The sequence below is a fragment of the Streptomyces sp. NPDC046122 genome (genome assembly GCF_056429965.1).
This window is the reverse complement of the sequence record NZ_JBWKLQ010000002.1, coordinates 816,932-840,464: the sequence shown is the minus strand read 5'-3', so window position 1 is coordinate 840,464 and position 23,533 is coordinate 816,932. Positions and strand designations below refer to the sequence as shown.

Here is a 23,533-nt window from a genome sequence, read left to right as displayed (position 1 = left end):
AGGGGGGGGTGATGGGGGGGTCCGTTGTGTTACGTTAGGTGTTCTCCCCTCTCCCCCCCCCCCCCCCCCCCCCCCACTGCTGCTCCCTCCGGTGCGGGGAGGCAGCCGCGGGAGCCGGTTTGACCCTCCCCCCGGTGGACCGTACTCTTGACCGTCGGCGTGTTTCTGTGCACGCCATCTCCTGAGCACCTCCCTTCCGGCTCTCCTTCGGGGAGCCGTTAGAGGCCGCTCGTCCATTCGGATGCGTCACGGGCCCACGGCCCGTGCGAGCGGCTGGCATCAGGGGTCCCGTCCCGAGCGAAAGAGAGATCAGCGTGTACGCCATCGTGCGCAGCGGTGGTCGCCAGCACAAGGTTGCTGTCGACGACATCGTTGAGGTTGACAAGATTCCCACGGCCAAGGTCGGCGACACGGTCGAGCTCTCGACCCTGCTTGTGGTCGACGGCGACTCCGTCACCAGCGACCCGTGGGTCCTGGCCGGCATCAAGGTCACCGCCGAGGTCGTGGACCACCACAAGGGTGCCAAGATCGACATCCTTCGGTACAAGAACAAGACCGGCTACCGCCGTCGCCAGGGTCACCGCCAGCAGTACACGGCGATCAAGGTCACCGGTATCCCCACGGCTGCGAAGTAAGGGACTGAGACATGGCACACAAGAAGGGCGCATCGTCCACTCGGAACGGTCGCGACTCCAATGCCCAGCGGCTTGGCGTGAAGCGCTTCGGCGGTCAGACCGTCCTCGCCGGTGAGATCCTGGTCCGCCAGCGCGGCACCCACTTCCACCCGGGCACGAGCGTCGGCCGTGGTGGCGACGACACGCTGTTCGCACTCGCCGCCGGTGCGGTCGAGTTCGGCACGCACCGTGGCCGCAAGGTTGTGAACATCGTTCCGATCGCCGAGTAATTCCGGCTTTCGTCGAGCGGTAACGCACAGCACTTTCCGAGGGCGGACGCTCTTTCCCGGGTGACGGGGAAGCGCGGCCGCCCTTGGCGTGTTACGTATGTAGACATTTCCGTATGTACTGGAGGACCCACCCATGACCACCTTCGTGGACCGCGTCGAACTGCATGTCGCCGCGGGTAACGGAGGCCACGGCTGCGCCTCCGTACACCGTGAGAAGTTCAAGCCGCTCGGCGGCCCGGACGGCGGCAACGGCGGGCGCGGCGGCGACGTCACCCTCGTCGTCGACCAGTCCGTGACCACCCTGCTGGACTATCACCACAGCCCTCACCGCAAGGCCACGAACGGCCAGCCCGGCGCGGGCGACAACCGCTCGGGCAAGGACGGCCAGGACCTGATCCTGCCCGTGCCCGACGGCACCGTGGTCTACGACAGGGACGGCAACGTCCTGGCCGACATGGTCGGCCACGGCACGACGTACGTCGCGGGCGAGGGCGGCCGCGGCGGCCTCGGCAACGCGGCGCTCGCCTCGGCCCGCCGCAAGGCGCCCGGCTTCGCGCTGCTCGGTGAGCCGGGCAAGTCCGGCGACATCGTCCTGGAGCTCAAGACCGTCGCCGACGTGGCGCTGGTCGGCTACCCGAGCGCCGGCAAGTCCTCGCTGATCTCGGTGCTGAGCGCGGCCAAGCCGAAGATCGCGGACTACCCGTTCACCACCCTCGTCCCCAACCTCGGTGTCGTCACGGCGGGTTCGACCGTCTACACGATCGCCGACGTCCCCGGTCTGATCCCCGGCGCGAGCCAGGGCCGCGGCCTGGGCCTGGAGTTCCTGCGGCACGTCGAGCGCTGCTCGGTGCTCGTACACGTACTGGACACCGCGACGCTGGAGTCCGACCGCGACCCGCTCACCGACCTCGACGTGATCGAGGAGGAGCTGGCGCAGTACGGCGGTCTGGGCGACCGGCCGCGCGTCGTCGTCCTCAACAAGATCGACATCCCGGACGGCAAGGACCTCGCGGACATGATCCGCCCGGACCTGGAGGCACGCGGCTACCGCGTCTTCGAGGTGTCGGCGGTCGCGCACCTGGGTCTGAAGGAGCTGTCCTTCGCACTGGCCGAGGTCGTCTCCAAGGCGCGCGCCGCGAAGCCCAAGGAGGAGTCGACCCGTGTGGTCATCCGTCCGAAGGCCGTCGACGACGCGGGCTTCACCATCACCGAGGAGGACGGCGTCTACCGCGTGCGCGGCGAGAAGCCGGAGCGCTGGGTGCGCCAGACCGACTTCAACAACGACGAGGCCGTGGGCTATCTCGCGGACCGCCTCAACCGCCTGGGCGTCGAGGACAAGCTGATGAAGGCCGGCGCCCGTGCGGGCGACGCGGTCGCCATCGGCGCCGAGGACAACGCAGTCGTCTTCGACTGGGAGCCGACGGTGATGGCGGGCGCGGAGATGCTCGGCCGCCGCGGCGAGGACCACCGCCTGGACGCCCCGCGTCCGGCGGCCACGCGCCGCAAGGACCGCGAGGCCCAGCGTGACGACTCGCAGCGGGAGTACGACGAGTTCAACCCCTTCTAGGGGTCGGGGCGACCACGCACTGTGGCATCACTCACCCCCCATGGTGTGAACCATGAGGCCCTGCCTGACGTCTCACTGACCGCGGGGCGGACTCAACAAGTCGAGTCCGCCCGGTGGTTGGCGAACGGGGCAGGTTTCGTACAGGTGTCGGCAGAGGTACGTCCACCTTGCGAGACGGTCACGGAGAGTGCGACCATCGCGTTGTCCCCCAGTCCCCGCAAGGTAGGTCGTCTGTGTCAGTGCAGCCCATAGCCAAGACCCGAACCACAGCAGTCGTGCTCGCCGGTGGTACCGGTCAGCGTGTGGGTCTCTCGATCCCGAAGCAGCTGCTGAAGATCGCGGGCAAGGCGGTCATCGAGCACACGCTGTCGATCTTCGAGCAGGCAGAGGGCGTCGACGACATCATCGTTCTCATGGCGCCGGGCTATGTGCCCGACGTCGAGAAGATCGTCGCGAAGGCCGGCCTGACCAAGGTCGCCAAGGTCATCGAGGGCGGCTCGACGCGCAACGAGACCACCGAGCGGGCCATCTCCGCGCTCGGCGAGGGCCTCGCCGAGGGGGAGGACCGCAACGTCCTCTTCCACGACGCGGTGCGCCCGCTGCTGTCACAGCGTGTGATCCAGGACTGCGTCGACGCGCTGGAGCGCTACGAGGCGGTCGACGTGGCCATCCCGTCGGCGGACACGATCATCGTGACCCGTACGCACGGCGGTGACGGCGAGTTCATCACCGAGGTCCCGGACCGGTCCCGGCTGCGCCGCGGCCAGACCCCGCAGGCCTTCAAGCTGTCGACGATCCGCAAGGCGTACGAGGTCGCGTCCGGCGACCCCAACTTCCAGGCCACCGACGACTGTTCGGTCGTGCTGAAGTACCTGCCGGACGTGCCGATCTACGTCGTCGCGGGCGACGAGTACAACATGAAGGTGACGCAGCCGGTCGACGTCTTCATCGCCGACAAGCTGTTCCAGCTCGCCTCCACCGCCGCCCCGCAGCAGACCGACGAGGCCGCGTACCGCGAGCTCCTCGCGGGCAAGACGCTGGTGGTCTTCGGCGGTTCGTACGGCATCGGCGCGGACATCGCCGCGCTCGCCGAGCAGTACGGCGCCACGGTGTACGCGCTGGGCCGTTCGACCACCGGTACGCACGTGGAGAACCCCGAGCACGTCGACGACGCCCTGTCGAAGGCGTACGGGGAGACCGGCCGCGTCGACTACGTGATCAACACGGCGGGCGTGCTCCGCATCGGCAAGCTCGCCGAGACGGAGAACGCGACCATCCAGGAAGCGCTCAACGTCAACTACCTGGCCCCCGTGCAGATCGCCCGCGCCTCGCACAAGTACCTCGCCGAGACCAAGGGCCAGCTGCTGCTCTACACGTCCAGCAGCTACACCCGCGGCCGCGCCGAGTACAGCCTCTACTCCTCCACCAAGGCCGCCATGGTGAATCTCACCCAGGCCCTCGCGGACGAGTGGGCGGCGGACGGGGTGCGGGTGAACTGCGTGAACCCGGAGCGCACCGCGACCCCGATGCGCACCAAGGCGTTCGGCGAGGAGCCCGCGGGCTCGCTGCTGTCGTCCGAGGCCGTGGCGCGTACGTCGCTGGACGTGCTGCTCTCGGAGCTCACCGGTCACGTCATCGACGTACGGCAGGTGGACCCGACCCGTGGCGCGTCCGAGGCGTCGGGCTTCGAGCAGGCTCTCGCGGCCGTATTGAGCCGTCAGGAAGATGTGTAATACTGCTTGACAATTGAGAATTCGGGCCTCTGTAGTCGCCAATACAGCGAGTGCAGAGGCCCGACTTCGTGAATGCGGAATTCATCATTCCATCGCACCGTTTTCATTGCACCGTAAATGACCGGCACCCCTCAGGAGCAGGTTCTTCGTGATTTCGACCGCCATCCGAATGGCCCGCGTGGGCAGCGGGTCCGAACTGGCCGCCGCCGCCGTCATCGGCCTCGGGTATCCGTGCGTCATGCTGGCCGCGTTGATCCCGAACCTCTGGTTCTTCGCGGCCGCCGTCGCCGCGACGTACCTCGCGGACCGGCACTTGCACCGGCGCGGCAGCTACCTGATCAACCGCCTCGGCAAGGTCCGCGCGGGCCTCTCGATCCGCTTCCTGGTACGCCAGTTGCTGCTGATCCTGCTGCTGGCCCGCATGCAGCTGGCCGAGCAGACGATCTTCTACGTGACGATCGCTGCCCTCCTGCTCTTCTACGCGCTGCAGGCCCCGCACGGCGCGCTGGTCACCCTGATCCGTCTGCGCCGCCGGATGCCGGTCGTCACCCGCAACATCGACCTCCGGATGCTGCACATCCCGCCGGCCCCGCCCAGACGGCTGCTGAACCGGTCCGCCGAGAAGATGCTGCACCTCGACGTCTTCGCCGTGGCGGGCGTGCTGATCGCGGTCCAGAGCGGCGAGTACGCCGTCGGCTACGCGGGCCTCGCGCTCACCCTGGCCCTGGCCGTCGCCTACGTCGCGGTGCTGCTGCCGTACCTGCGGCGCGGACGCCGCGTGCCCCCGACGGACACCGTCCTGGAGGGCGTCGACGCCTGGCTGCGCGACTACCGGCCGACCACGGTCCTGTACTTCTCCGGTTCCCGCGAGTCGGCGTACCAGGTCAACATGTGGCTCGACACCATGAAGCAGCTCGACGGCAGGCCGCTGATCATCCTGCGCGAGCGCCACATCGTGCCGCAGCTCGCCCCGACCTCGGTACCGGTGATCTGCGTCCCGAGCGCCACGCACCTGATGAACATGGATCTCTCCACGGTCCGTGTCGCGCTCTACGCCGCCAACGTCGGCAAGAACATCCACATGCTGCGCGTCCCGACCATGAAGCACGTCTTCATCGGGCACGGCGACAGCGACAAGGTCGCGAGCATCAACCCGTTCAGCAAGGTGTACGACGAGGTGTGGAGCGCGGGCCGGGCCGGCCGCGACCGCTACGCCCTCGCCGACGTCGGTGTCCGCGACGAGGACATCGTCGAGGTGGGGCGCCCGCAGCTCGCCCCGATCAAGCCCTGGACCGGCACGCCGAAGAACCCGGTCCCCACCGTCCTGTACGCCCCCACGTGGGAGGGGTGGGACGACAACCCGGGCAACACCTCGCTCCTGCTGGCCGGCGAGAACATCGTCAGGCGCCTCCTGGAGGCCCGTGAGCCGGTCCGGGTGCTCTACAAGCCGCACCCCTTCACCGGGACGCGCAGCCAGGCGGCCAAGGAGGTCCACGCCCGTATCACCGCCCTGGTGGAGGAGGCGGCCGCCGCGCGCGCCACCGACGCCCGCTGGGCGCAGGAAGCGGCAGCGCTCCGCGCGGAGCAGGCCGCCGCGAAGGCCGAACTCGACCGGATCGAGACCCGTCTCGGCGAGCTGGGCGGCAAGGGCGGCGCCAAGAACGGCAAGGACGAGGCGGAGATGTCCCGCGACGCCCTGCCGGACCCGGCGTGCGAAGCCGAGCTGGCGCAGCTCAGGGACGAGTGGAACGACGCGTACTGGCGTTCGTTCGGCTGGTGGGAGCACCGGGTCGTCACCGGCGCAGAGCCGCGCCTGTACGACTGCTTCAACGAGTCGGACGGCATGGTCTCCGACATCTCCAGCGTGGTGTCGGACTTCATCGCGAGCGGCAAGCCGTACGCCGTGACCGACTCCGCCGAGCTGGGCGCCGAGGAGTTCAAGCAGCAGAACACCGCCGTGCGCGCCGCGGTCATCCTTGACAACGATGCCGGGCAGCTCGGCGAGTTGCTCGCCGCCATCACGGGCGGCGAGGCGGCCGACCCGCTGGCCGCGGCGCGGCGCGAGCTGAAGGCGTACCTGCTGGGCCCCGACGAGCCCGCGTCCATCGTGCAGTTCAACGACGCGGTACGGGCGCTGGCGGCCAAGTCCGAGGCCCGCAACCAGGGTGTGGCGCAGCGCACCGGCGTCGAGGTCGCCGTCACCGCGGCCGACCCGAGCGACTCCGCGCCGGAGGCCAGCGGGGTGGACTCGACCGTGGCGGGCTGAGGCAGGGAGCCGGTCGATTGGCCGATTCCCGGACATGGGTGCGGAACCGGCCCGGCAGGGCGTCTTTCGAGACGTTCTGCCGGGCCTTTCGTGTGTGATGTGGCGAGCATCACGTGGAAAAGTAACGATGGTGAACAACCCACACCCATGTGCCGACTGTCTTGGATGTCGATGAACGAGAACGAGACGGGCATGGCCGCAGTCGAGATTCCCGATGTAACCGTGATCATCGGTGCGTACGAGGCGATGCCCTACCTGATCCCCTGCTTGAAGTCGGTCGAGGCTCAGACTCTGGGCGCCGACCGCATAGAGATCGTGGCCGTCAACGACGGCTCGACCGATGGGACCGGAGACTATCTCGACGAATTCGCAGCCAGGAGCAAAGTCGCCACACGCGTCGTTCACCAGGAGAATTCCGGTGGACCCAGTGGCCCCCGCAACGTAGGTCTCGACATGGCCCGCGGCCGCTATGTCTTCTTTCTCGACGCCGACGACTACCTGGGCGACGAGGCGCTGGAGCGCATGGTCGCCATGGCCGACCGCAACGGCACGGACGTCGTGCTGGGCAAGATCGAGGGCGTCGGGCGCGGTGCGCCGAAGTCCATGTTCGGCCGCACCCTGGAGCGCACGGACCTCTTCTCTTCCAACATCAAGTTCACGCTCAGCGCGGAGAAGCTGTTCCGGCGCGAGCTGCTGGAGAAGCACGGAATGCGCTTCGATCAGCAGCTGTATACAGGCGAGGACGCGCGCTTCACTCTTGAGGCGTATGTGCGAAGTTCCGGAGTGTCGATCGTCGCCGACTACGTCTGCCTCTACATCGTGCGCCGCGACGACGGCAAGCACATCACGCAGAGCGGCAGTTACGAGATGCGCTTCGACTCGGCGACTGCCCTCATGGATCTCATCGCCGAGTTCTTCCCGCCCGGCGACCAGCGGGACGAGCTGATGATCCGCCCCTTCGTGATCACGCTGCTGCCGCAGTTCGACCACCGCTGGCTGAAGGGGAAGCCCGCCACCCGGCAGCACAAGATCGAGCTCGCGCAACCGCTGACCGACAAGTACTGGACGCCCGGCGTGGCCCGCCGGCTGAAGGTGCCCGAGCGCCTGCGGATGCACTACGTCGCCGAGGGGCGGGCCGATCTCCTGGAGGAGCACCTGAAGTTCCTCCAGGCCAAGGAGGTGCCGGAGGTGGTGCGCAAGGGCCGGCAGGGCAAGCCGTACCTGGCGTACCCGCACTTCGGCGACAGGAAGGCCGGCGTGCCCGACGAGATGTTCGCCGTCACGGTGGCGGAGTGGGTCGACGGGGTGCGCGTGAGCGCGCCCCACGCCGGCAAGCCGAAACCATCCTTCGCCCGGCGCGTGGTGCGGAAACTGCGCCGGATGGCCCGCGGCGCGGTGTCGGGCCGCCCGGTGCGTTCCTGACGGCCGGTCATCCGCGTGCGCGCCGCGTCCCGTTGTCCCCGGCAGGGGCGGCGGGACGCGGCCGTTCGGGCCCGGCCGCCGGCCGCCCGGCGGGCCGCGGGCCGTCCACGGGGCGAAATGCGCAGGCGGCGTCCGGAGCGGCTCACGTACATTGCGGGGAGAACCGGGCGAGCAAGAGTGGGGACTGTACGTGTCAGGGGCAAGGCAGGGCGTCGCAGAGGCCCGCAGGATCGTTGTGAAGGTCGGCTCCTCCTCACTCACCACGGCGTCGGGAGGGCTGGACGCGGACCGGGTCGACGCGCTCGTCGACGTACTCGCCAAGACGCGCAGCGGCGGCGAGAAGGAGATCGTCCTCGTGTCCTCCGGCGCCATCGCCGCCGGACTCGCGCCGCTGGGGCTGGCCCGCCGCCCCAAGGACCTCGCCAGGCAGCAGGCCGCCGCCAGCGTCGGCCAGGGCCTGCTCGTCGCCCGCTACACCGCCTCCTTCGCGCGCTACGGCGTGCGGGTCGGCCAGGTGCTGCTCACCACCGACGACACCAGCCGCCGCGCCCACTACCGCAACGCCTACCGGACGCTGGACCAGCTCCTGGCCATGGGCGCCGTGCCCGTCGTCAACGAGAACGACACCGTGGCCACGGACGAGATCCGCTTCGGCGACAACGACCGGCTCGCCGCCCTGGTCGCCCACCTCGTACGGGCCGACCTGCTGGTGCTGCTGTCCGACGTGGACGGGCTTTACGACGGCGACCCGAGTCTCCCGGGCGCCTCGCGCATCGACGAGGTGCGCGGCCCCGCCGACATCGCGCACGTGTCCATCGGCAGCGCGGGCAAGGCGGGCGTCGGCACCGGCGGCATGGTGACCAAGGTCGAGGCCGCGCGGATCGCCGCCGCCGCCGGCATCCCCGTCGTCCTCACCTCCGCCAGTCACGCCGCCGACGCCCTTGCCGCCCGCGACACCGGCACGTACTTCCACGCCACCGGCCGCCGCAGCGCCGACCGGCTGCTGTGGCTCGCGCACGCCTCGACGCCGCAGGGCGCGCTCGTCCTCGACGACGGGGCGGTACGGGCCGTGGTCGAGCGGCGTACGTCGCTGCTGCCCGCCGGAATCGCCCGCGTCGAGGGCGAGTTCAGCGCTGGCGACCCGGTGGAGCTGCGGGACACGGCCGGCGTGGCGGTCGCCCGCGGACTCGTCAACTACGACTCCAAGGAGATCCCGCAGCTGCTCGGCCGCTCGACGCGCGACCTGGCCAAGGAGCTCGGTCCCGCGTACGAGCGAGAAGTCGTACACAGGGACGATCTGGTCGTTCTCCACACCTGAATCGGCTGAAAGACCGGCCCCGCGGCAGAGACCTTCCGGAAAACCGCCCCGCGCCAGGCCCAGGACTGGTCAACTTTGTTGCGGGAGAAACAGCGCGGGGTACGGCACAGCAACGCATTACAGGAGGCCGCCGGTGAGACGAGCGCGTCCGGGGGCGCTGCCCCGAGGGACGGCCGAACGAGCCCTGACCAGTGTCGGGGCGGGCGCGGACTTCGGTGACGCCCCGGAGCCGGACCAGGGGCCCGTACCCGTCCAGGAGGTCCAGGGCACCCGGGAGGCGTCGAGGCTCTGGCACATCACCCTCAGCGTCTCGGGCGCCGAGGCGCCGCTGCAGGAGGTCAGGCGAGGGCTCGAACAGCTCGCCCACGACCACCCCTTCCTGCTGACCAGCAGATACGCCAACGATCACGCCGAGATCCGGTACTGGGAAGAGGCGCGCGACCTGCACGACGCGGCGGCCGTCGCCCTGCGGCTGTGGGGCGAGCACCGGTCGACGTCGAAGCTGCCGCCGTGGGAGATCGTGGGCCTGGAGGTCATCGACCGCGACACCTACCACCAACGGGTCGCGGAGGGGTACGGTCCGCCGCCGGCGGCGCCGGTCGGGGTGCATCCGTACTGACCGGGGCCCGTGACGGGAGTGACGCCTGTCCGCAGGCCGGGCCGCCGTGACCACGGGGGCCGCCGGGGCCGGCGGGCGGCCGTGCCGCGCGGGGCAGCGGTCCTGCGGGGCAGCGGTGACCCCCGGGCGGCGGTGGTCGCGGGCGTCTCGCGGAGCGGGATAGCCGGTGAACGCCCGCAGCGCGCGCATTACCCTGCGGGTATGACCTCGCACACTCCTCTGGCCGGCACCGACACGACCGTGGCCGCCGAGTCCCCCGTCACGCTGACCGCCCGGCGGGCCCGCGTCGCCGCCGACGCGATCGCGCCACTTCCGCGCTCCGCCAAGGACGCCGCGCTGCTGGCCGTCGCCGACGCGCTGGAGGCCCGTACGGACGAGATCGTCGAGGCCAACGCCCAGGACGTGGCCAAGGCCCGCGCCGCCGGCACCAGCGAGACGGTCATCGACCGGCTGACGCTGACCGCCGAGCGGGTCGCCGCCATCGCCTCCGACGTCCGCGACGTGGCGGGCCTGCCCGACCCGGTCGGCGAGGTCGTGCGCGGCTCCACCCTGCCCAACGGGATCGACCTGCGGCAGGTCCGCGTGCCGCTCGGCGTCGTCGGGATCATCTACGAGGCCCGGCCCAACGTGACCGTGGACGCCGCCGCACTCTGCCTGAAGTCCGGCAACGCGGTGCTGCTGCGCGGCTCCTCGTCCGCGTACGCCTCCAACACCGCCCTGGTCGGCGTCGTGCGCGACGCGGTCGTCGCGGCAGGTCTGCCCGCCGACGCCGTGCAGCTCGTGCCGGGGGAGTCCCGCGACTCGGTGCGCGAGCTGATGCGCGCCCGTGGTCTGGTCGACGTCCTGATCCCGCGCGGCGGCGCCTCCTTGATCCGTACGGTCGTCGAGGAGTCCACCGTCCCCGTCATCGAGACGGGCACCGGCAACTGCCACGTCTACGTGGACGCCGCGGCCGACATCGACATGGCCGTGGACATCCTCGTGAACTCCAAGGCGCAGCGGCCCAGCGTCTGCAACGCCGCCGAGACGCTCCTCGTCCACCAGGACATCGCGGGCGCCTTCCTGCCGCGCGCGCTGGACGCGCTCGCCGAGGCGGGCGTCACGGTCCACGGCGACGAGCGGGTGCTGCCGTACGGCGAGGGCTCCAAGGCGGCCGTCGTGGCCGCCACGGACGACGACTGGGAGGCGGAGTACCTCTCGTACGACATCGCCGCCGCCGTCGTCGACTCGCTGGACGGGGCCGTCACCCACATCCGCCGCTGGACCTCCGGGCACACCGAGGCGATCGTCACGACGTCACAGGCCGCGGCTCGCCGGTTCACCCAGTTGGTGGATTCGACCACGGTCGCCGTGAACGCCTCCACCCGCTTCACGGACGGCGGTCAGTTCGGTTTCGGCGCCGAGATCGGTATCTCCACGCAGAAGCTGCACGCCCGTGGCCCCATGGGTCTGCCCGAGCTGACCTCGACGAAGTACATCGTGACGGGCGACGGCCACACGCGGTAGAGAACACGGTGGACCGCCCCCGCGGCGTTTGCGGGTTCTCTGCCCAAAACGACCGTCCAGGTCTACGCTGAACGAGTGCCGGACGACGTGGGGGGCAAGCCGTTCCAGGACGGCTGGGAGCCCGACGACGACCGCGGAGGCGCGGACGAGGACTTCGCCCCCGTGGTGTTCGACGAGGACTTCGTACGGGCCGCCGAGATCCATGAACCGACCGCCGTCGAGCGGCTGCTGGCCGCAGCCCAGGCGCGTGCCGAGGCCGAGGCGAGCCGGGCGAGGGCCGGTCACGTCCCGCCGGACGACGACCTGTACGACGACCTGTACGACGACGGGTACGGCTCCCGGCAAGGCGGCCACGACGGCGCGTACGGCCCGCTGGACGGCGACGACGCGTACGACGGCTCCGCGGGCCCGTACGGGCGGCACGGCGGCGCCCTGCGGCCCTACCGGGGGCGGGCGCGGTGGCACCGGCCGGTGGCCTGGATGCTGGCGCTGCTGATGGGCATCGGGATGGTGGCGCTCGCCTTCAGCGCGGTCTACCGCGGCGCGTCCGGAGGGCGCGAGGAGCAGGTGCCGCTGCCCGCCACGAGCGACAACTCCCGGCCCGGCGGCCCCGTGGGCCCCTCCGCGTCCGCGGAGCACACCCCGCCCGCCGCGTCCGCCGTTCCGCGCACCACGCCCTGAGCGGGGCCGGCGCGCGGCTGTTTCCGGAGCCCTTCGGGCCGGACCTCAGCCGATCACCCGGCGTGAGCGAAGCCGTCGGAACTGTCGCGCACCAGCGCGTTTACCTTCCCTCCCGCCGACCTACTCTGAAGGTATGGCAGGGCACGGAGAGCCGCCTGAGGGGGCGCCCGACGGCCTCCCGGGCGGCAACGACGACGAGTACCGGTCCGTCGTCTTCGACGAATCGTTCGTCCGGGCTGCCCGCCTCCAGGAGTACTCCGCCCAGGAGCGCCTGAGCGACCACGAGAAGGCCGTTCGCAGCCGGCCCGCGTGGACCGGTCGGGAGCGCGGCGGCGGGCGCGGGGGCGCCGGGATCAGGCAGGCGCTGGTGCTCGTCCTGCTGGTGGCCGTCGCCTTCGGCACGGCGGTCTACATGGGCGTACGCCACCCGTACCAGCCGCAGCCCGCCACGCGTGCGGGCCTGCTGAGGACCACGGTGATACCGCTGGCCCCGGAGGGCGCGGTGCCGGGCGGTGAGCCCGCCGAGCTCTTCGACCGCAGCCCCGCCGCGCAGTTCCGGACGGGCGCCGACGGCATCACCCTGCCGCCCGCGCGGCGCACCGCCCACTTCTCGGAGGGGCAGGTGATGGCCGCCCTGACCATCGCGAAGAACTACCTCACCGCGTCGTCCCTCGACCCGGACGTGCTGAAGGGCTCCACGGTCCGCCCGGTGCGCGCCCTGCTCGACCCGGACCAGCTGGCCCAGTTCGACCGCAGCTTCGCCACCCCCGCCGACGACGGCAGGCACGCCGCCACCGGATGGCTGGTCCGCTTCGATCCGGCGAAGGTGACGCTCGCGGCCGCGCGGCCGCGTGTCGAGGGTGTCCTGCGCGTCGAGGAGACGGAGTCCGGCCGCCTCGAAGTGACCTCGGACCACACCTTTGTGTACGCCCTGCGTCCGGCGGCGGGCGCGGCCGGGGACGGGCGGGCGGACGGCGCCTCGCTCTTCACCGTCCGCCGCGAGGTGCACCTGCGCTTCGACCGCGACGACCTGCGGACGCACCGGGCCGAGCTGCTCGTCTCGTATGCCCAGGTCGGGCCCCAGGCGTGCTCGGCCGACGGGACGAGCCATCTGCGGCCGGTGCTGGCCGGGCAGCGGGCCCCCCGCGGAGGGCCGGCCGGGACCGACCCGTACGCGACGGGTCCGGCCACGGCGGCCCTCTGCGGCGCGCTGGCGCCGGGCGCGATGCCCAGCCCGCCGGGCGGCGGCTAGCCCTTGGCGGTGCCGGTAGTGCCGTTGCTGCCGCCGGTGAACCTGTCCCGCAGCTTTCCGCCGAGGTCGCCCGCGCCGCCCGCGATGTCGCCGACCAGCTTCATCAGCGGGTCCTTGCTCGTGCGGACCGTGTCGGCGTAGTGCGACGCGGACTCGCGGAAGGAGTCCGTGACGGAGGTGTCGCCGTCCTCGTCGCGCTTCGGGTAGTGGCCGTCCATGATCCGCTGGTGGTCGCGGCTCTCGGCCCACTTCTTCAGTTCGGCGGCGCGGACCGTGGTGAACGGGTGCGAGCGGGGCAGCACGTTGAGGATCTTCAGCACGGAGTCGCGCAGGTCGCCGCCCGCCTCGTACTCCTCCGCCTGCGCCAGGAAGGCGTCCACGTTCATCTCGTGCAGGTGGTTGCCGCCGGCGATCTTCATCAGACCGCGCATCGACGCCTGGAGGTCCTGGCCGACCAGCAGGCCCGCCCGGTCGGCGGAGAGCTCCGACTTGCGGAACCACTCGCGCAGCCCCGTCACGATCGCCATGATCGCGAGGTTGCCGAGGGGGATCCACGCGACCTTGAGGGCCAGGTTGGTCAGGAAGAGGAGGATCGTCCGGTACACCGAGTGGCCCGACAGGGCGTGGCCCACCTCGTGGCCGACGACCGCCCGCATCTCCTCCTCGTCGAGCAGCTCGACCAGGCCCGTGGTGACGACGATGATCGGCTCGTCGAGGCCGATGCACATGGCGTTCGGCTTCGGGTCCTGCGTGACGTACATCGGAGGGACCTTCTCCAGGTCCAGGATGTAGCAGGCGTCCAGCAGCATCGTGTGCAGGTGGGCGAACTGGGCCTCGCCCACCCGCACCGAGTCGGAGAGGAACAGCAGCCGCAGGCTGCGCTCGGGAAGCAGTCCGCTCATCGCCTTGAACACCGTGTCGAAGCCGGTGAGCTTGCGCAGGGCCACCAGGGCCGAGCGGTCCGCCGGATGTTCGTACGCCCGGGACGAGATGCCCGGGAAGCGCCGGCGATTGCGGCTCGGTACGTTCTCGTGATTGCCGTCGGTCATGGGTGGCCCCCTGTCTACGAGTGTTTCCCGTCCCCCGGACCGCCTCAGCGTATGTGCTCCCGCACGGCACGCTCGGACGGTTCGCCGGGCCGGACATGGCGTGAACGACTGAGTCGGCGTGAGCGTGCCCGCACCGCCCGCATACGATGTCCGCGAAGTCTCCGCTCCGACTCCCGATAGGTCCTGCCGAAGATGAGCCTCCACAGCACCGCTGCCTCCCTCGTGACCCTCGCCTCCGGTGAGGGCGGCGAGCACGGCGGGAACCACGAATCCCTGAACCCCTACCTCACCGGTGGAGGCGCCCTCCTCGCGCTCCTCCTGCTGCTGTGGATCACCACGCGCTTCAACCGCGACCGCTGAGGCGGAGCCGCGAGACGGGGCCAGTAGGCTCTGCACGCATGGGAGAGCAGCAGAGGCCGAGCGGTTCCGGCAAGCGCCGACTCGGCGTGATGGGCGGGACGTTCGATCCGATCCATCACGGACACCTGGTGGCCGCCAGTGAGGTGGCCGCCCAGTTCCACCTCGACGAGGTGGTGTTCGTACCGACCGGGCAGCCGTGGCAGAAGAGCCACAAGCACGTCTCCCTCGCGGAGGACCGGTATCTGATGACGGTCATCGCGACGGCGTCCAACCCGCAGTTCTCGGTCAGCCGGATCGACATCGACCGCGGCGGTGCGACGTACACCATCGACACGCTGCGTGATCTGCGCGCGCTGAACAGCGACTCGGATCTTTTCTTCATCACCGGTGCCGACGCGCTCGCCCAGATCCTCACCTGGCGGGACGCGGAGGAGCTGTTCTCGCTCTCCCACTTCATCGGTGTGACCAGGCCCGGTCACGACCTGACGGACGACGGCCTGCCGAAGGGCGGCGTGTCCCTGGTGGAGGTGCCGGCCCTGGCGATCTCGTCGACCGACTGCCGGGCGCGCGTCGCGGCGGGCGAGCCTGTCTGGTACCTGGTTCCGGACGGTGTCGTCCGCTACATCGACAAGCGCGCGCTGTACCGCGACTGAGCGGTCGGCCCGGCCGTACGGGGAGCACAGACAAGCAGGGAGAGGGGCACCGGTGAACGACCGAAACCACCCGTACGACCCGTACGCGCAAGATCCGTACGCGCAGCAGCCGGAGATCGTCGGCTACGACGCGTACGGGCAGCCGGTGTACCAGCAGACCCAGCAGCAGGCCCAGCCGCAGGCCCCGCAGTACGGGCAGCAGCAGTACGAGGCGCAACAGCAGCAGGGGTACGGCTACGACCCGTATGCCCAGCAGCAGCCGCCGTACGACCTGTACGGGCAGCAGCAGGACCAGCAGCAGTACGGGTACGACACCGCCACCGCCCAGCAGCAGTGGATCCCTCAGCAGGCCGCGCCCGCCCCGGCGCCCGCTCCCGAGCGCGAGCCCGAGCCGGTTCGCGAGCCGGCTCGCGAGTCCGCCGCCGTTCCCGAGCAGCGCCGTCCCGCGAACGAGTACGCCACCGAGCAGTTCTCCTTCGTCGAGGAGCCGGACGAGAACTCCGAAGACGTCATCGACTGGCTGAAGTTCACGGAGAGCCGCACCGAGCGCCGCGAGGAGGCCAGGCGGCGCGGCCGCAACCGCGTCGTCGCCCTGGTCGTGGCCGTCGCCCTGGTCGTCGTGGGCGGTGTCGGGTACCTCTGGTACGCGGGCATGCTGCCCGGTCTCTCCGGTGAGAAGGCCGCCGCGCCCGCGGCGTCGGGCCCCCAGAAGCGCGACGTGATCGCGGTGCACCTGCACACCACGAAGGGCGCCACCTCGACCGCGCTGCTCGTGAACAACGCCACCACGGGACAGGGCACCACCGTGCTGGTCCCGAACTCGCTCTCCGTCACGAACGACGACGGCACTCCGACCACGGTCGGCAAGTCGGTCGACGACGACGGCACGGCCGGCACGCGCGAGGCGATCGGTTCGGTGCTCGGGACGAGGATCGGCGGCACCTGGCGGCTCGACACGCCGTACCTGGAGAACCTCGTCGAGCTGGTCGGCAACATCGACATCGACACCGACATCGACGTGCCCGACACCAAGAAGGGCGCGTCGCCCGTGGTGCGGCAGGGCGAGCAGCAGACGCTGAGCGGCCGGATGGCCGTCGCGTACGCCACGTACCGGGCGCCGGGCGAGGCGGAGGCCGAGCAGCTCCAGCGGTTCGGGCGGGTCCTGCAGGGCGTACTGAAGAAGATCTCGGACGACCCGCAGGCCGCGACCACCACCGTCCGCACGCTCGCGCAGATCCTCGACCCGTCGCTGCCCGAGAAGGACCTCGGCGCCTCGCTCGCGAAGCTCGCCGAGCACGCCAAGAGCGGCGACTACGAGACCGCCCTGCTGCCGGTCCAGCCTGACGGCAAGCTGAGCGACTCCGCCGCCGAAAGCGTGGTGAAGGACGTCCTCGGCGGTACGGCCAGCAGCCCGGAGCAGGGCGCGGCCGTGCGGGTCGGCGTCCGCAACGCGCACGGGGACACGGACGCCACCGAGACCGCCAGGATTGCCCTGGTCAACGGCGGATACACCTTCGTGGACTCCGGAAAGGCCGGCACGCCCATCACGTCGTCGCAGGTCAGCTATGGCGACGCGGCCCAGAAAACGGCGGCCGAGGAGGTCGCGAAGACGCTGGGCCTGCCGCCGGGCGCGGTGCGCAAGGGCAAGGCGGCCGCGACCGCCGACGTGACGGTCGTACTGGGCCAGGATTTCAAGGTGAAGTAATGCCGTCGGGGCTGTCGGCGGTCCGTGAGACCCTGGAGGTATCTCTGACCGCCGACGAAAGCCTGCTAGTGACCGCCACTGACCGTTCCATCGAGCTCATCAACGCCGCCGCCCAGGCGGCCGCCGACCGGCTCGCGCACGACATCATCGCCTACGACGTGAGCGATGTGCTGTCCATCACCGACGCCTTCCTGGTCGCCTCGGCGCCCAACGACCGCCAGGTCAAGTCGATCGTCGACGAGATCGAGGAGCGGCTGAACAAGGAGCTCGGCGCGAAGCCCGTGCGTCGCGAGGGCGACCGCGAGGCCCGCTGGGTGCTCCTCGACTACGTCGACATCGTCGTCCACGTCCAGCACAGCGAGGAGCGTGTCTTCTACGCGCTGGAGCGCCTGTGGAAGGACTGCCCCGAGATCACGCTCCCCGAGGACGCCGTGAAGACCCGGGGCCGGGCCGAGGAGCACGCCAAGCTGCGTGCGGCCGGTGAAGTGGACGGAGACCTGAGCTGAACGGCAGCGACGCCGGAACCGGCAAGAAGGGGCGCGGCCGCCGCATCGTCCTGTGGCGGCACGGCCAGACCGCGTGGAACCTGGAGCGCCGCTTCCAGGGCAGCACCGACATCGAGCTCACCGAGACCGGCGTCGCGCAGGCGCGCCGGGCCGCCAGGCTGCTCGCCTCCCTGAAGCCGGACGCGATCATCGCGTCCGACCTCAAGCGGGCGGCGGCCACGGCCAGTGAGCTGTCGGCGCTGACCGGCCTCGACGTGACGCACGACGCCGGTCTGCGCGAGACGTACGCGGGCGCCTGGCAGGGACTGACGCACGACGAGATCATCGAGCGGTTCGGCGAGCAGTACGCGGCGTGGAAGCGCGGCGAGGCCGTGCGGCGCGGTGGCGGCGAGCTGGAGACGGAGGTCGCCGACCGGGCGGCTCCTGTCGTGCTCGCGCACGCCGACAAGCTGACCGACGGCGGCACGCTGGTCGTCGTCAGCCACGGCGGCACCATCCGCACCACCATCGGCCGGCTCCTCGGTCTGGAGTCGTACCACTGGGAGGGTCTCGGCGGGCTTTCCAACTGCTGCTGGTCGGTACTGGGTGAAGGCGCGCGCGGCTGGCGGCTCCTGGAGCACAACGCCGGGACGCTTCCGGAACCCGTGCTCGGGGACGACGACTGACGGATTTCACTTTCTGGCAGGTCGCAGGCTAAAGTTCTTCTTGTTCGCAGCGCACAGCGCGGAGAACAGCGGGGCTATAGCTCAGTTGGTAGAGCGCCTGCATGGCATGCAGGAGGTCAGGAGTTCAATTCTCCTTAGCTCCACAATCGGATCCCGGTCCCTCCTCCAGGAGGGGCCGGGATTCCTCGTTGTACCGGTCCGGGGATCGCTTCCGCGGTGCCGCGACCCTTTCAACCGGTGTACGGGCGGAGGCGGTTCGGGGCCCCGGGGGCCGGGGCGCGCGTACGGCACCTGCGCCGTCGTCCTCCCGTCCGGACCGAATGAGCCCGGACGCACGCGTACGCCGGTGCGCTGTGGGTATGTGCTCCTGCGGCCGCCGCGGCACCGATCTTCGAAGCTGTGGCGGACCTCCTGCGCCCACGCCGCTGCCCCCCTTGCGGAGCCATGGCAGAATCGGACCCGCCGGAGGGGGACGACGGTCTGATGGGGAGGGAGAGCGCGATGCCCGCGAGCATCCTCGATGCGGTCCGTGGTCTGCCCGGCAGCGACAACGGAGGTATCTCGTACGTGTGCACGGCCTGCCGCCACAGCTGGACCTGAGTGATGGGCGCACACAGGCGGAAATGCGACTGGTGCGGCAGTGGCACGCCCATCGTCAGGGACATGGAACCCGTCAACGCCGACTATCAGTACTGGTGCGAGGAATGCGCCCGGGCGCTGATCATAAAAGGCGACCCCATCGAGACGTACCGCGAACTCGAAGGGGAGCCGATCTACGGACGGCTGCTCGACGAGCACTGCACCCTCAAGCGCTTCTACTCGTTCGCCACGGCCTGACCCCGCCGGACGCCGTCAGCACCGCGAACAGCGCGGCGAGGGCCACCAGCGGGTAGAGCGCCGACAGGGCCATCTGGCCGGGTCCCTGGGCGAGTTCGAGCCGGCCTGGGCCGTGCGGAACCCACCACAGCGCGTACGAACAGAACACCGCGGCCGCCGCCACCGCGCCCCCGGTGCGGCCGCGCGCGGCCAGGAACAGGGCCACGGGCACGCACCACACCCAGTGGTGCGACCAGGACACCGGGCTGACAAGCAGCGCGGTCACCGCGCAGGCGACCACCGCCCCGGCCCGCTCGCCGCGCAGTTCGGCCGCCACGGCGACCGCGACGCCCGCCACGGCCGTCAGGCCGGCCGCGACGGCCCACCACACACCTGGATCGCCGGAGTGCAGCAGCCGGGCCAGCACGCCGCGCAGGGACTGGTTGGCGGTGTCCTCGGCGTGGCCCACCCGGCTCGCCTCGAAGATCATCCGGGTCCAGTAGCGGTACGAGTCGTACGGCAGGACGGCCGCCGAGGTGACGGTGGCGGCGAGGAAGACGGCGGCGGCGGTCCCGGCCTGCCGCAGCCACGGATTGCGGGCCGGGCCACGCAGGGCGCCGCGTGACCGTACGAGACCGGTGATCAGGAGGAAGACCGCGAAGAGGGCCGGTGTGAGCTTCATCGCGGCGGCGAGCCCGATGCCCGCCCCGGCCCAGCGGTGGCCTTCGCGGCGGGTGAGGTCCCACAGCACGGCCGTCGCGAGGAGCAGGTTGACCTGCCCGTACCGCAGCGTCGTCCACACCGGTTCGCACCAGACGGCGAGCGCGGCGGTCAACAGGACGGCGGCGCCGCTCTCGCGGCCCACCAGGCGCAGGGAGAGGCGTACGAGGCCGACGAGCAGCAGGAGGTTCGCGGCGGTGGCGAGGACGCGCATCTCGGGAACGCCGAGGAGCGTCAGCGGGGTGAACAGCAGGGCGGCGAAAGGGGGGTAGGTGTTCGGCAGGTTCGCCTCGGTGGCGCGCATGGCGTAGAGGTCCCGGCCCGCCCGTACGGTCTCGCCCTCGGCCCGGTAGACCATCAGGTCGATCATCGAGACTCCGGCGGCGGTCTGGGCCGTCCAGAAGGCCGCGAAGGAGAGCAGACAGACCGAGCCGGCGACGATTATCGGCCGCCGGGCGACGGTGGGGCGGGCGGCTGCGGTCTGCGCGGTCACGGTCACGCTGGCTGACAGTACCGGGCGTATGGGGACAGAACGGGTGTGCGGACAAAGGATTTGGTGGAGCACCCGGGGGACCGTGTAATGTTGGCGGAGCCGCCGGGGAAACCCGCAGGGCGGCAGAACGCAAGGGGCTATAGCTCAGTTGGTAGAGCGCCTGCATGGCATGCAGGAGGTCAGGAGTTCAATTCTCCTTAGCTCCACAGGACGAAGGTCCCCCGGTCGAATCGACCGGGGGACCTTTTCGTGTCCGGGTCAGCCTCTGCCGCTGCCCAGGGCCTTCCGGCCGCCGGGCGGCAGTGCGGGACGCGCCGGGCGCTCCGGGGCCTCCTGCTCGATGCGCAGCGCCAGCTCGGGGCAGCGGCGTACGGCACGCTGCGCACGGCCGCGCAGATGCACCGGAACCGATGCGTCCGCGAGCGCCGGGTAGCCGTCGGGGCCGAGCCGGATCAGCTCGGGTGCGATGTCCGCGCACAGGCCGTGGCCCTTGCAGAGCGTCCAGTCCACCGCGAACTTCTCGCCACTCGGGATGCCCTCCTCCTCGTAACCGGGACCCGGCAGCGGCAGTACGCCCATCGTCTCGCGGCCGCAACCGCCGCCCAGGACGTGCGCGGCCAGGTCGTCGGTGAAGGCGTTGAGGGTGGACACGAAGAAGCGCACCGAGCCGTCGGGGTGCTTGCACGCGCCGCGGCCCTTCACGGCCTGCGTCACCTCGCGCAGCGCCTCCAGGGCCGCCTGGCCGCCGCCGTTGAGCACGTCGGACAGGCCGCCGGCGGCGGCGGGCAGGCCCAGGCGGCAGGGGCCGCACTGGCCCGCCGTCTCGGCGGCCAGCCAGTTCGCTACGCGCAGCGACTCGCCCAGCGGACACGTCTCGGGGCCGATGGGCAGGATCGCGCCCGCGCCGAGGGCGCCGCCGAAGGAGGCGAGGGACTCCCGGGAGATCACGGCGTCGTGCGCGGCGACCGCGTCGATCCAGTTGCCGTGGTAGCCGCCTGTCAACACGCCCTGGGGGAGCGGCGGCGCGCCGGCCATCTGGAGGACGTAACGCAGCGGCACGCCCGTGGGGACCTCGACCACCATGGGGCGCGAGACGGCCCCGGAGACGGTGAGCATGACTGTGCCCGGCTCGTTCTCCAGGCCGGTGTGGCCGTACCGGCGGGCGCCTATGCGGGCGGCGACGGCGAGCTGCGCGAAGGTCTCCGTGTTGGACAGCAGTGTCGGCGCGCCTCCCACGCCCGTCTCCGAGGCGCGTTCGCGGCGCCCGGGCGGGAGCGCGGGGCCGCCGTTCGCGGCGCGGATCAGGGACGACGCCTCGCCGGAGACCATGCGCTCCGGGGTGCGGACGATCCGTGCGCGCAGCTGCTGGCCGCGCCGGTCGGACAGGCCGCGCTCGGCGAAGGCCGCGCGTATGGACGCCTCGGTCGAGTTGCGGGTGACGCCGACGATCAGAGTGCGGGCGCCGAGTGCCTCGGCCGCCAGCAGGGCTCCGTCGAGCGCCAGGTGGGGGGCTCGGTTGAGCAGGACGGTGTCCTTGCGGCAGGCGGGCTCGCCCTCGCTGCCGTTGATGACGACCACGGGGCGCACTCCGCGCCGGATGGACGCCTTGGCGACGGCCCGCAGTTTCCTGCCGAAGGGGAAGCCGGCGCCGCCGCGCCCGGTCAGCGAGATCTGGTCGGCGAGCTCGGCCAGGCGCTCGCCGCCCATCGGCTCCAGGGGGCCGTGCACCTTCAGGTGCATGCCGAGGTCGAGACGCTCGACCAGGTCGAAGCCGGTGGTCAGCTGGGGAAGGCCGACTACGCGTACTTCGGGGACGTCGGGAAGGGGGACGTTCAACGTCGGTCTCCTGCGGGTGCGTGCCAGGGCTCTCCGGCGGCGGGCCGGTAGAGCGGACCCGGCGCGGGCTCGGTGGTGTCGAGGGGGTGGGGAAGCGGTCCGGTGGGGGTGGCCGGGGCGTCCGGGGTGTACGCGGGAACGCCGGGTGCGGCGTTCCGGCTGTTCCAGGGGGCGTCGGTTCCGGGCGTGGAACCGTTCCAGGGAACGTCCGTTTCCTGGGACGGGCTGTTCCAGGGAACGTCGGTTTCCGGGTTCGGGCTGTTCCAGGGAACGTCGGTTTCCGGGGAAGCGCTGTTCCAAGGGGCGTCGGGTTCGTGGTTCGGGCTGTTCCAGTGAGCGTCGCTCTCGCCGTTTCGGCCGTTCCCGGGAGCGTCCGGTACGCCGCCGGGGGCGTACCCGGGCAGGTCCGGCGCCGGGACGGCTCCCGGGCCGTACGCCGCGCGGTCCGGATCGTACGGGGGGCGTGCGGCCTGCGCGGGGGGCGGGGGCGAGGGGGTGGGCCAGCGCGGAGGCGCGGGGGCCGTCTGGACGGGTATCTCCTCCGTCATGGGGATCTGCTCCGCGAGGGGGATCCGCTCGGTGGGCGCCGACGCGGCCGAGGCCGACACGGCGCGGTACCCGGCGGATATGCCGGTGCCTGTCCCCGCGCGTAGACCGTCCGAGGAGCGCCCCGCCTCGTAGAGGGGTGGCGCCGGTGCCGCGAGGCGCTGCGGCGCGGCCGGCGGGTCCTCCCGGAACAGCTGCTCGGGCTGCGGCCGCGGCGGCTCCTGCGGCGGTGCGAACCCGCCGCCGGGCAGCGGGGACACCGAGGAGTCCCGGGCCGCCGCTTCGGGCGCCGGGGCCAGGGAGCGGGTGGTGACGAGAGCCACCATCCGGTCGGCGATCGTGCGCTTGAGCGGCGGGGGCAGCAGGCGCAGCGAGAGGACGCCGACGACCGCCGTGAGGGCCAGGGCGTACATCGTGACGACCCACCCGGCGGCGGGCCGGCCCGCGAACAGGCCGTGGACCAGGGCCGACGCCCAGGCCGGGTACGCCACCATGTGCAGCGACCGCCAGCGGCCCGCGATGCGTCCCGGCGTGGCGAAGGCACTGCGCATGGCGCCGGTGGAGGCGGCGACGACCATGAGGATGCCGGCGAGCGAGCCGAATCCGATGAGGCCCGACGTACCGCTGACTCCGAGGCCGAAGGGGATCAGCGCGCCCAGGAGGGCGACGTGTCCCAGCGCGACCTTGACCGTCACGTGCAGCAGGAGGAAGCCGATGGACGCGACCGCGGTGGCACGGTGGACGCCCTGGGCGAGGAGCCGGTGGCGCGGCCGCAGCAGCATCCGGTCCGTCGCGATCAGGCCCCAGACGACGGCGGCGGTCAGGGAGACCAGGGAGAGGACGCCGGTGGTGAAGTCGAGTGCGGCGCGCAGACTGTCGCTGCCGAAGACGGCGAACAGGGGTATGAGGATCAACG

The 23,533-nt window shown here is 71.2% G+C and carries 22 protein-coding genes and 2 tRNA genes; 20 read left to right on the top strand and 4 right to left on the bottom strand.

Features of this window, described 5'->3' with window-relative positions; all coding sequences use genetic code 11:
- Nucleotides 1–314: 314 nt before the first annotated feature.
- The 11 genes from rplU (at nt 315) to AC07FK_RS08660 (ending at nt 13,268) form a co-directional block, all read left to right on the top strand.
- Nucleotides 315–635: a 50S ribosomal protein L21 gene (rplU, locus tag AC07FK_RS08710; RefSeq protein WP_028813461.1), complete on the top strand. Its 321-nt coding sequence runs from the start codon at nt 315–317 to the stop codon at nt 633–635.
- Between the two features lie 11 nt (nt 636–646).
- Nucleotides 647–904 (top strand): 50S ribosomal protein L27, encoded by a 258-nt coding sequence (gene rpmA, locus AC07FK_RS08705; protein WP_093800874.1) that lies wholly within the window; start codon nt 647–649, stop codon nt 902–904.
- 133 nt (nt 905–1,037) lie between these two features.
- On the top strand, nt 1,038–2,471 hold the full coding sequence (gene obgE / locus AC07FK_RS08700) for a GTPase ObgE (protein ID WP_479103745.1): 1,434 nt from the start codon (nt 1,038–1,040) through the stop codon (nt 2,469–2,471).
- 233 nt (nt 2,472–2,704) lie between these two features.
- Nucleotides 2,705–4,204 (top strand): D-ribitol-5-phosphate cytidylyltransferase, encoded by a 1,500-nt coding sequence (locus tag AC07FK_RS08695; protein ID WP_479103743.1) that lies wholly within the window; start codon nt 2,705–2,707, stop codon nt 4,202–4,204.
- Nucleotides 4,205–4,352: 148 nt separating this feature from the next.
- A complete protein-coding gene (locus AC07FK_RS08690; protein WP_479103741.1) occupies nt 4,353–6,470 on the top strand; it encodes a hypothetical protein in 2,118 nt (705 codons plus the stop codon).
- 165 nt (nt 6,471–6,635) lie between these two features.
- Nucleotides 6,636–7,892, top strand: a complete 1,257-nt coding sequence (locus AC07FK_RS08685; RefSeq protein WP_479103739.1) for a glycosyltransferase family 2 protein — start codon at nt 6,636–6,638, stop codon at nt 7,890–7,892.
- Nucleotides 7,893–8,082: 190 nt separating this feature from the next.
- The gene (gene proB, locus AC07FK_RS08680) at nt 8,083–9,210 is read left to right on the top strand and encodes a glutamate 5-kinase (protein WP_479103737.1); all 1,128 of its coding nucleotides are present in this window, start codon (nt 8,083–8,085) and stop codon (nt 9,208–9,210) included.
- 133 nt (nt 9,211–9,343) lie between these two features.
- Nucleotides 9,344–9,829, top strand: coding sequence for a hypothetical protein (locus tag AC07FK_RS08675; protein WP_479103735.1), 486 nt, complete (start codon nt 9,344–9,346; stop codon nt 9,827–9,829).
- A 201-nt stretch (nt 9,830–10,030) separates the two neighbouring features.
- On the top strand, nt 10,031–11,335 hold the full coding sequence (locus tag AC07FK_RS08670) for a glutamate-5-semialdehyde dehydrogenase (protein ID WP_479103733.1): 1,305 nt from the start codon (nt 10,031–10,033) through the stop codon (nt 11,333–11,335).
- 75 nt (nt 11,336–11,410) lie between these two features.
- Nucleotides 11,411–12,016 carry an SCO2584 family spore wall biosynthesis protein gene (locus AC07FK_RS08665; protein WP_479103731.1) on the top strand — a complete coding sequence of 202 codons (606 nt, stop codon included), beginning with the start codon at nt 11,411–11,413 and terminating at the stop codon, nt 12,014–12,016.
- Between the two features lie 133 nt (nt 12,017–12,149).
- Nucleotides 12,150–13,268: an SCO2583 family membrane protein gene (locus AC07FK_RS08660; protein WP_479103730.1), complete on the top strand. Its 1,119-nt coding sequence runs from the start codon at nt 12,150–12,152 to the stop codon at nt 13,266–13,268.
- On the opposite strand, the gene AC07FK_RS08655 is transcribed toward AC07FK_RS08660, so the two are convergent.
- Complete coding sequence (locus AC07FK_RS08655) at nt 13,265–14,317, bottom strand: M48 family metallopeptidase (protein WP_479103728.1); 1,053 nt, start codon at nt 14,315–14,317, stop codon at nt 13,265–13,267. The two genes, AC07FK_RS08660 and AC07FK_RS08655, sit on opposite strands and share 4 nt — an antisense overlap.
- A gap of 192 nt (nt 14,318–14,509) precedes the next feature.
- Here AC07FK_RS08655 and AC07FK_RS08650 point away from each other — a divergent pair, with 192 nt between their 5' ends.
- The 8 genes from AC07FK_RS08650 to AC07FK_RS08615 all read left to right on the top strand — a co-directional run bounded on the left by AC07FK_RS08650 (nt 14,510) and on the right by AC07FK_RS08615 (nt 19,043).
- Nucleotides 14,510–14,677, top strand: a complete 168-nt coding sequence (locus AC07FK_RS08650) for a hypothetical protein (RefSeq protein ID WP_167518260.1) — start codon at nt 14,510–14,512, stop codon at nt 14,675–14,677.
- A 38-nt stretch (nt 14,678–14,715) separates the two neighbouring features.
- A complete protein-coding gene (gene nadD, locus AC07FK_RS08645; protein WP_479103726.1) occupies nt 14,716–15,330 on the top strand; it encodes a nicotinate-nucleotide adenylyltransferase in 615 nt (204 codons plus the stop codon).
- Between the two features lie 52 nt (nt 15,331–15,382).
- A complete protein-coding gene (locus tag AC07FK_RS08640; protein ID WP_479103724.1) occupies nt 15,383–17,035 on the top strand; it encodes an LCP family protein in 1,653 nt (550 codons plus the stop codon).
- A 68-nt stretch (nt 17,036–17,103) separates the two neighbouring features.
- Nucleotides 17,104–17,541: a ribosome silencing factor gene (gene rsfS / locus AC07FK_RS08635; protein WP_479103948.1), complete on the top strand. Its 438-nt coding sequence runs from the start codon at nt 17,104–17,106 to the stop codon at nt 17,539–17,541.
- Nucleotides 17,538–18,206, top strand: a complete 669-nt coding sequence (locus tag AC07FK_RS08630) for a histidine phosphatase family protein (protein ID WP_479103946.1) — start codon at nt 17,538–17,540, stop codon at nt 18,204–18,206. Before rsfS ends, AC07FK_RS08630 begins: the two co-directional genes overlap by 4 nt.
- Nucleotides 18,207–18,276: 70 nt before the next feature.
- Nucleotides 18,277–18,349: transfer RNA gene (locus AC07FK_RS08625), tRNA-Ala, on the top strand.
- 301 nt (nt 18,350–18,650) lie between these two features.
- Nucleotides 18,651–18,806: a hypothetical protein gene (locus AC07FK_RS08620; RefSeq protein ID WP_453404209.1), complete on the top strand. Its 156-nt coding sequence runs from the start codon at nt 18,651–18,653 to the stop codon at nt 18,804–18,806.
- 3 nt (nt 18,807–18,809) lie between these two features.
- On the top strand, nt 18,810–19,043 hold the full coding sequence (locus tag AC07FK_RS08615; protein WP_028813478.1) for a hypothetical protein: 234 nt from the start codon (nt 18,810–18,812) through the stop codon (nt 19,041–19,043).
- On the opposite strand, the gene AC07FK_RS08610 is transcribed toward AC07FK_RS08615, so the two are convergent.
- Nucleotides 19,012–20,241 carry a glycosyltransferase 87 family protein gene (locus AC07FK_RS08610; RefSeq protein WP_479103722.1) on the bottom strand — a complete coding sequence of 410 codons (1,230 nt, stop codon included), beginning with the start codon at nt 20,239–20,241 and terminating at the stop codon, nt 19,012–19,014. The genes AC07FK_RS08615 and AC07FK_RS08610 overlap by 32 nt on opposite strands.
- 127 nt (nt 20,242–20,368) lie before the next feature.
- Between AC07FK_RS08610 and AC07FK_RS08605 the strand changes: the two genes are divergently transcribed.
- A tRNA-Ala gene (locus tag AC07FK_RS08605) sits at nt 20,369–20,441 on the top strand.
- Between the two features lie 52 nt (nt 20,442–20,493).
- Here AC07FK_RS08605 and AC07FK_RS08600 read toward each other — a convergent pair.
- Nucleotides 20,494–22,071 carry an NADH-ubiquinone oxidoreductase-F iron-sulfur binding region domain-containing protein gene (locus AC07FK_RS08600; RefSeq protein WP_479103721.1) on the bottom strand — a complete coding sequence of 526 codons (1,578 nt, stop codon included), beginning with the start codon at nt 22,069–22,071 and terminating at the stop codon, nt 20,494–20,496.
- Complete coding sequence (locus AC07FK_RS08595) at nt 22,068–23,531, bottom strand: ferric reductase-like transmembrane domain-containing protein (RefSeq protein ID WP_479103719.1); 1,464 nt, start codon at nt 23,529–23,531, stop codon at nt 22,068–22,070. Before AC07FK_RS08595 ends, AC07FK_RS08600 begins: the two co-directional genes overlap by 4 nt.
- Between the last annotated feature and the right edge of the window lie 2 nt (nt 23,532–23,533).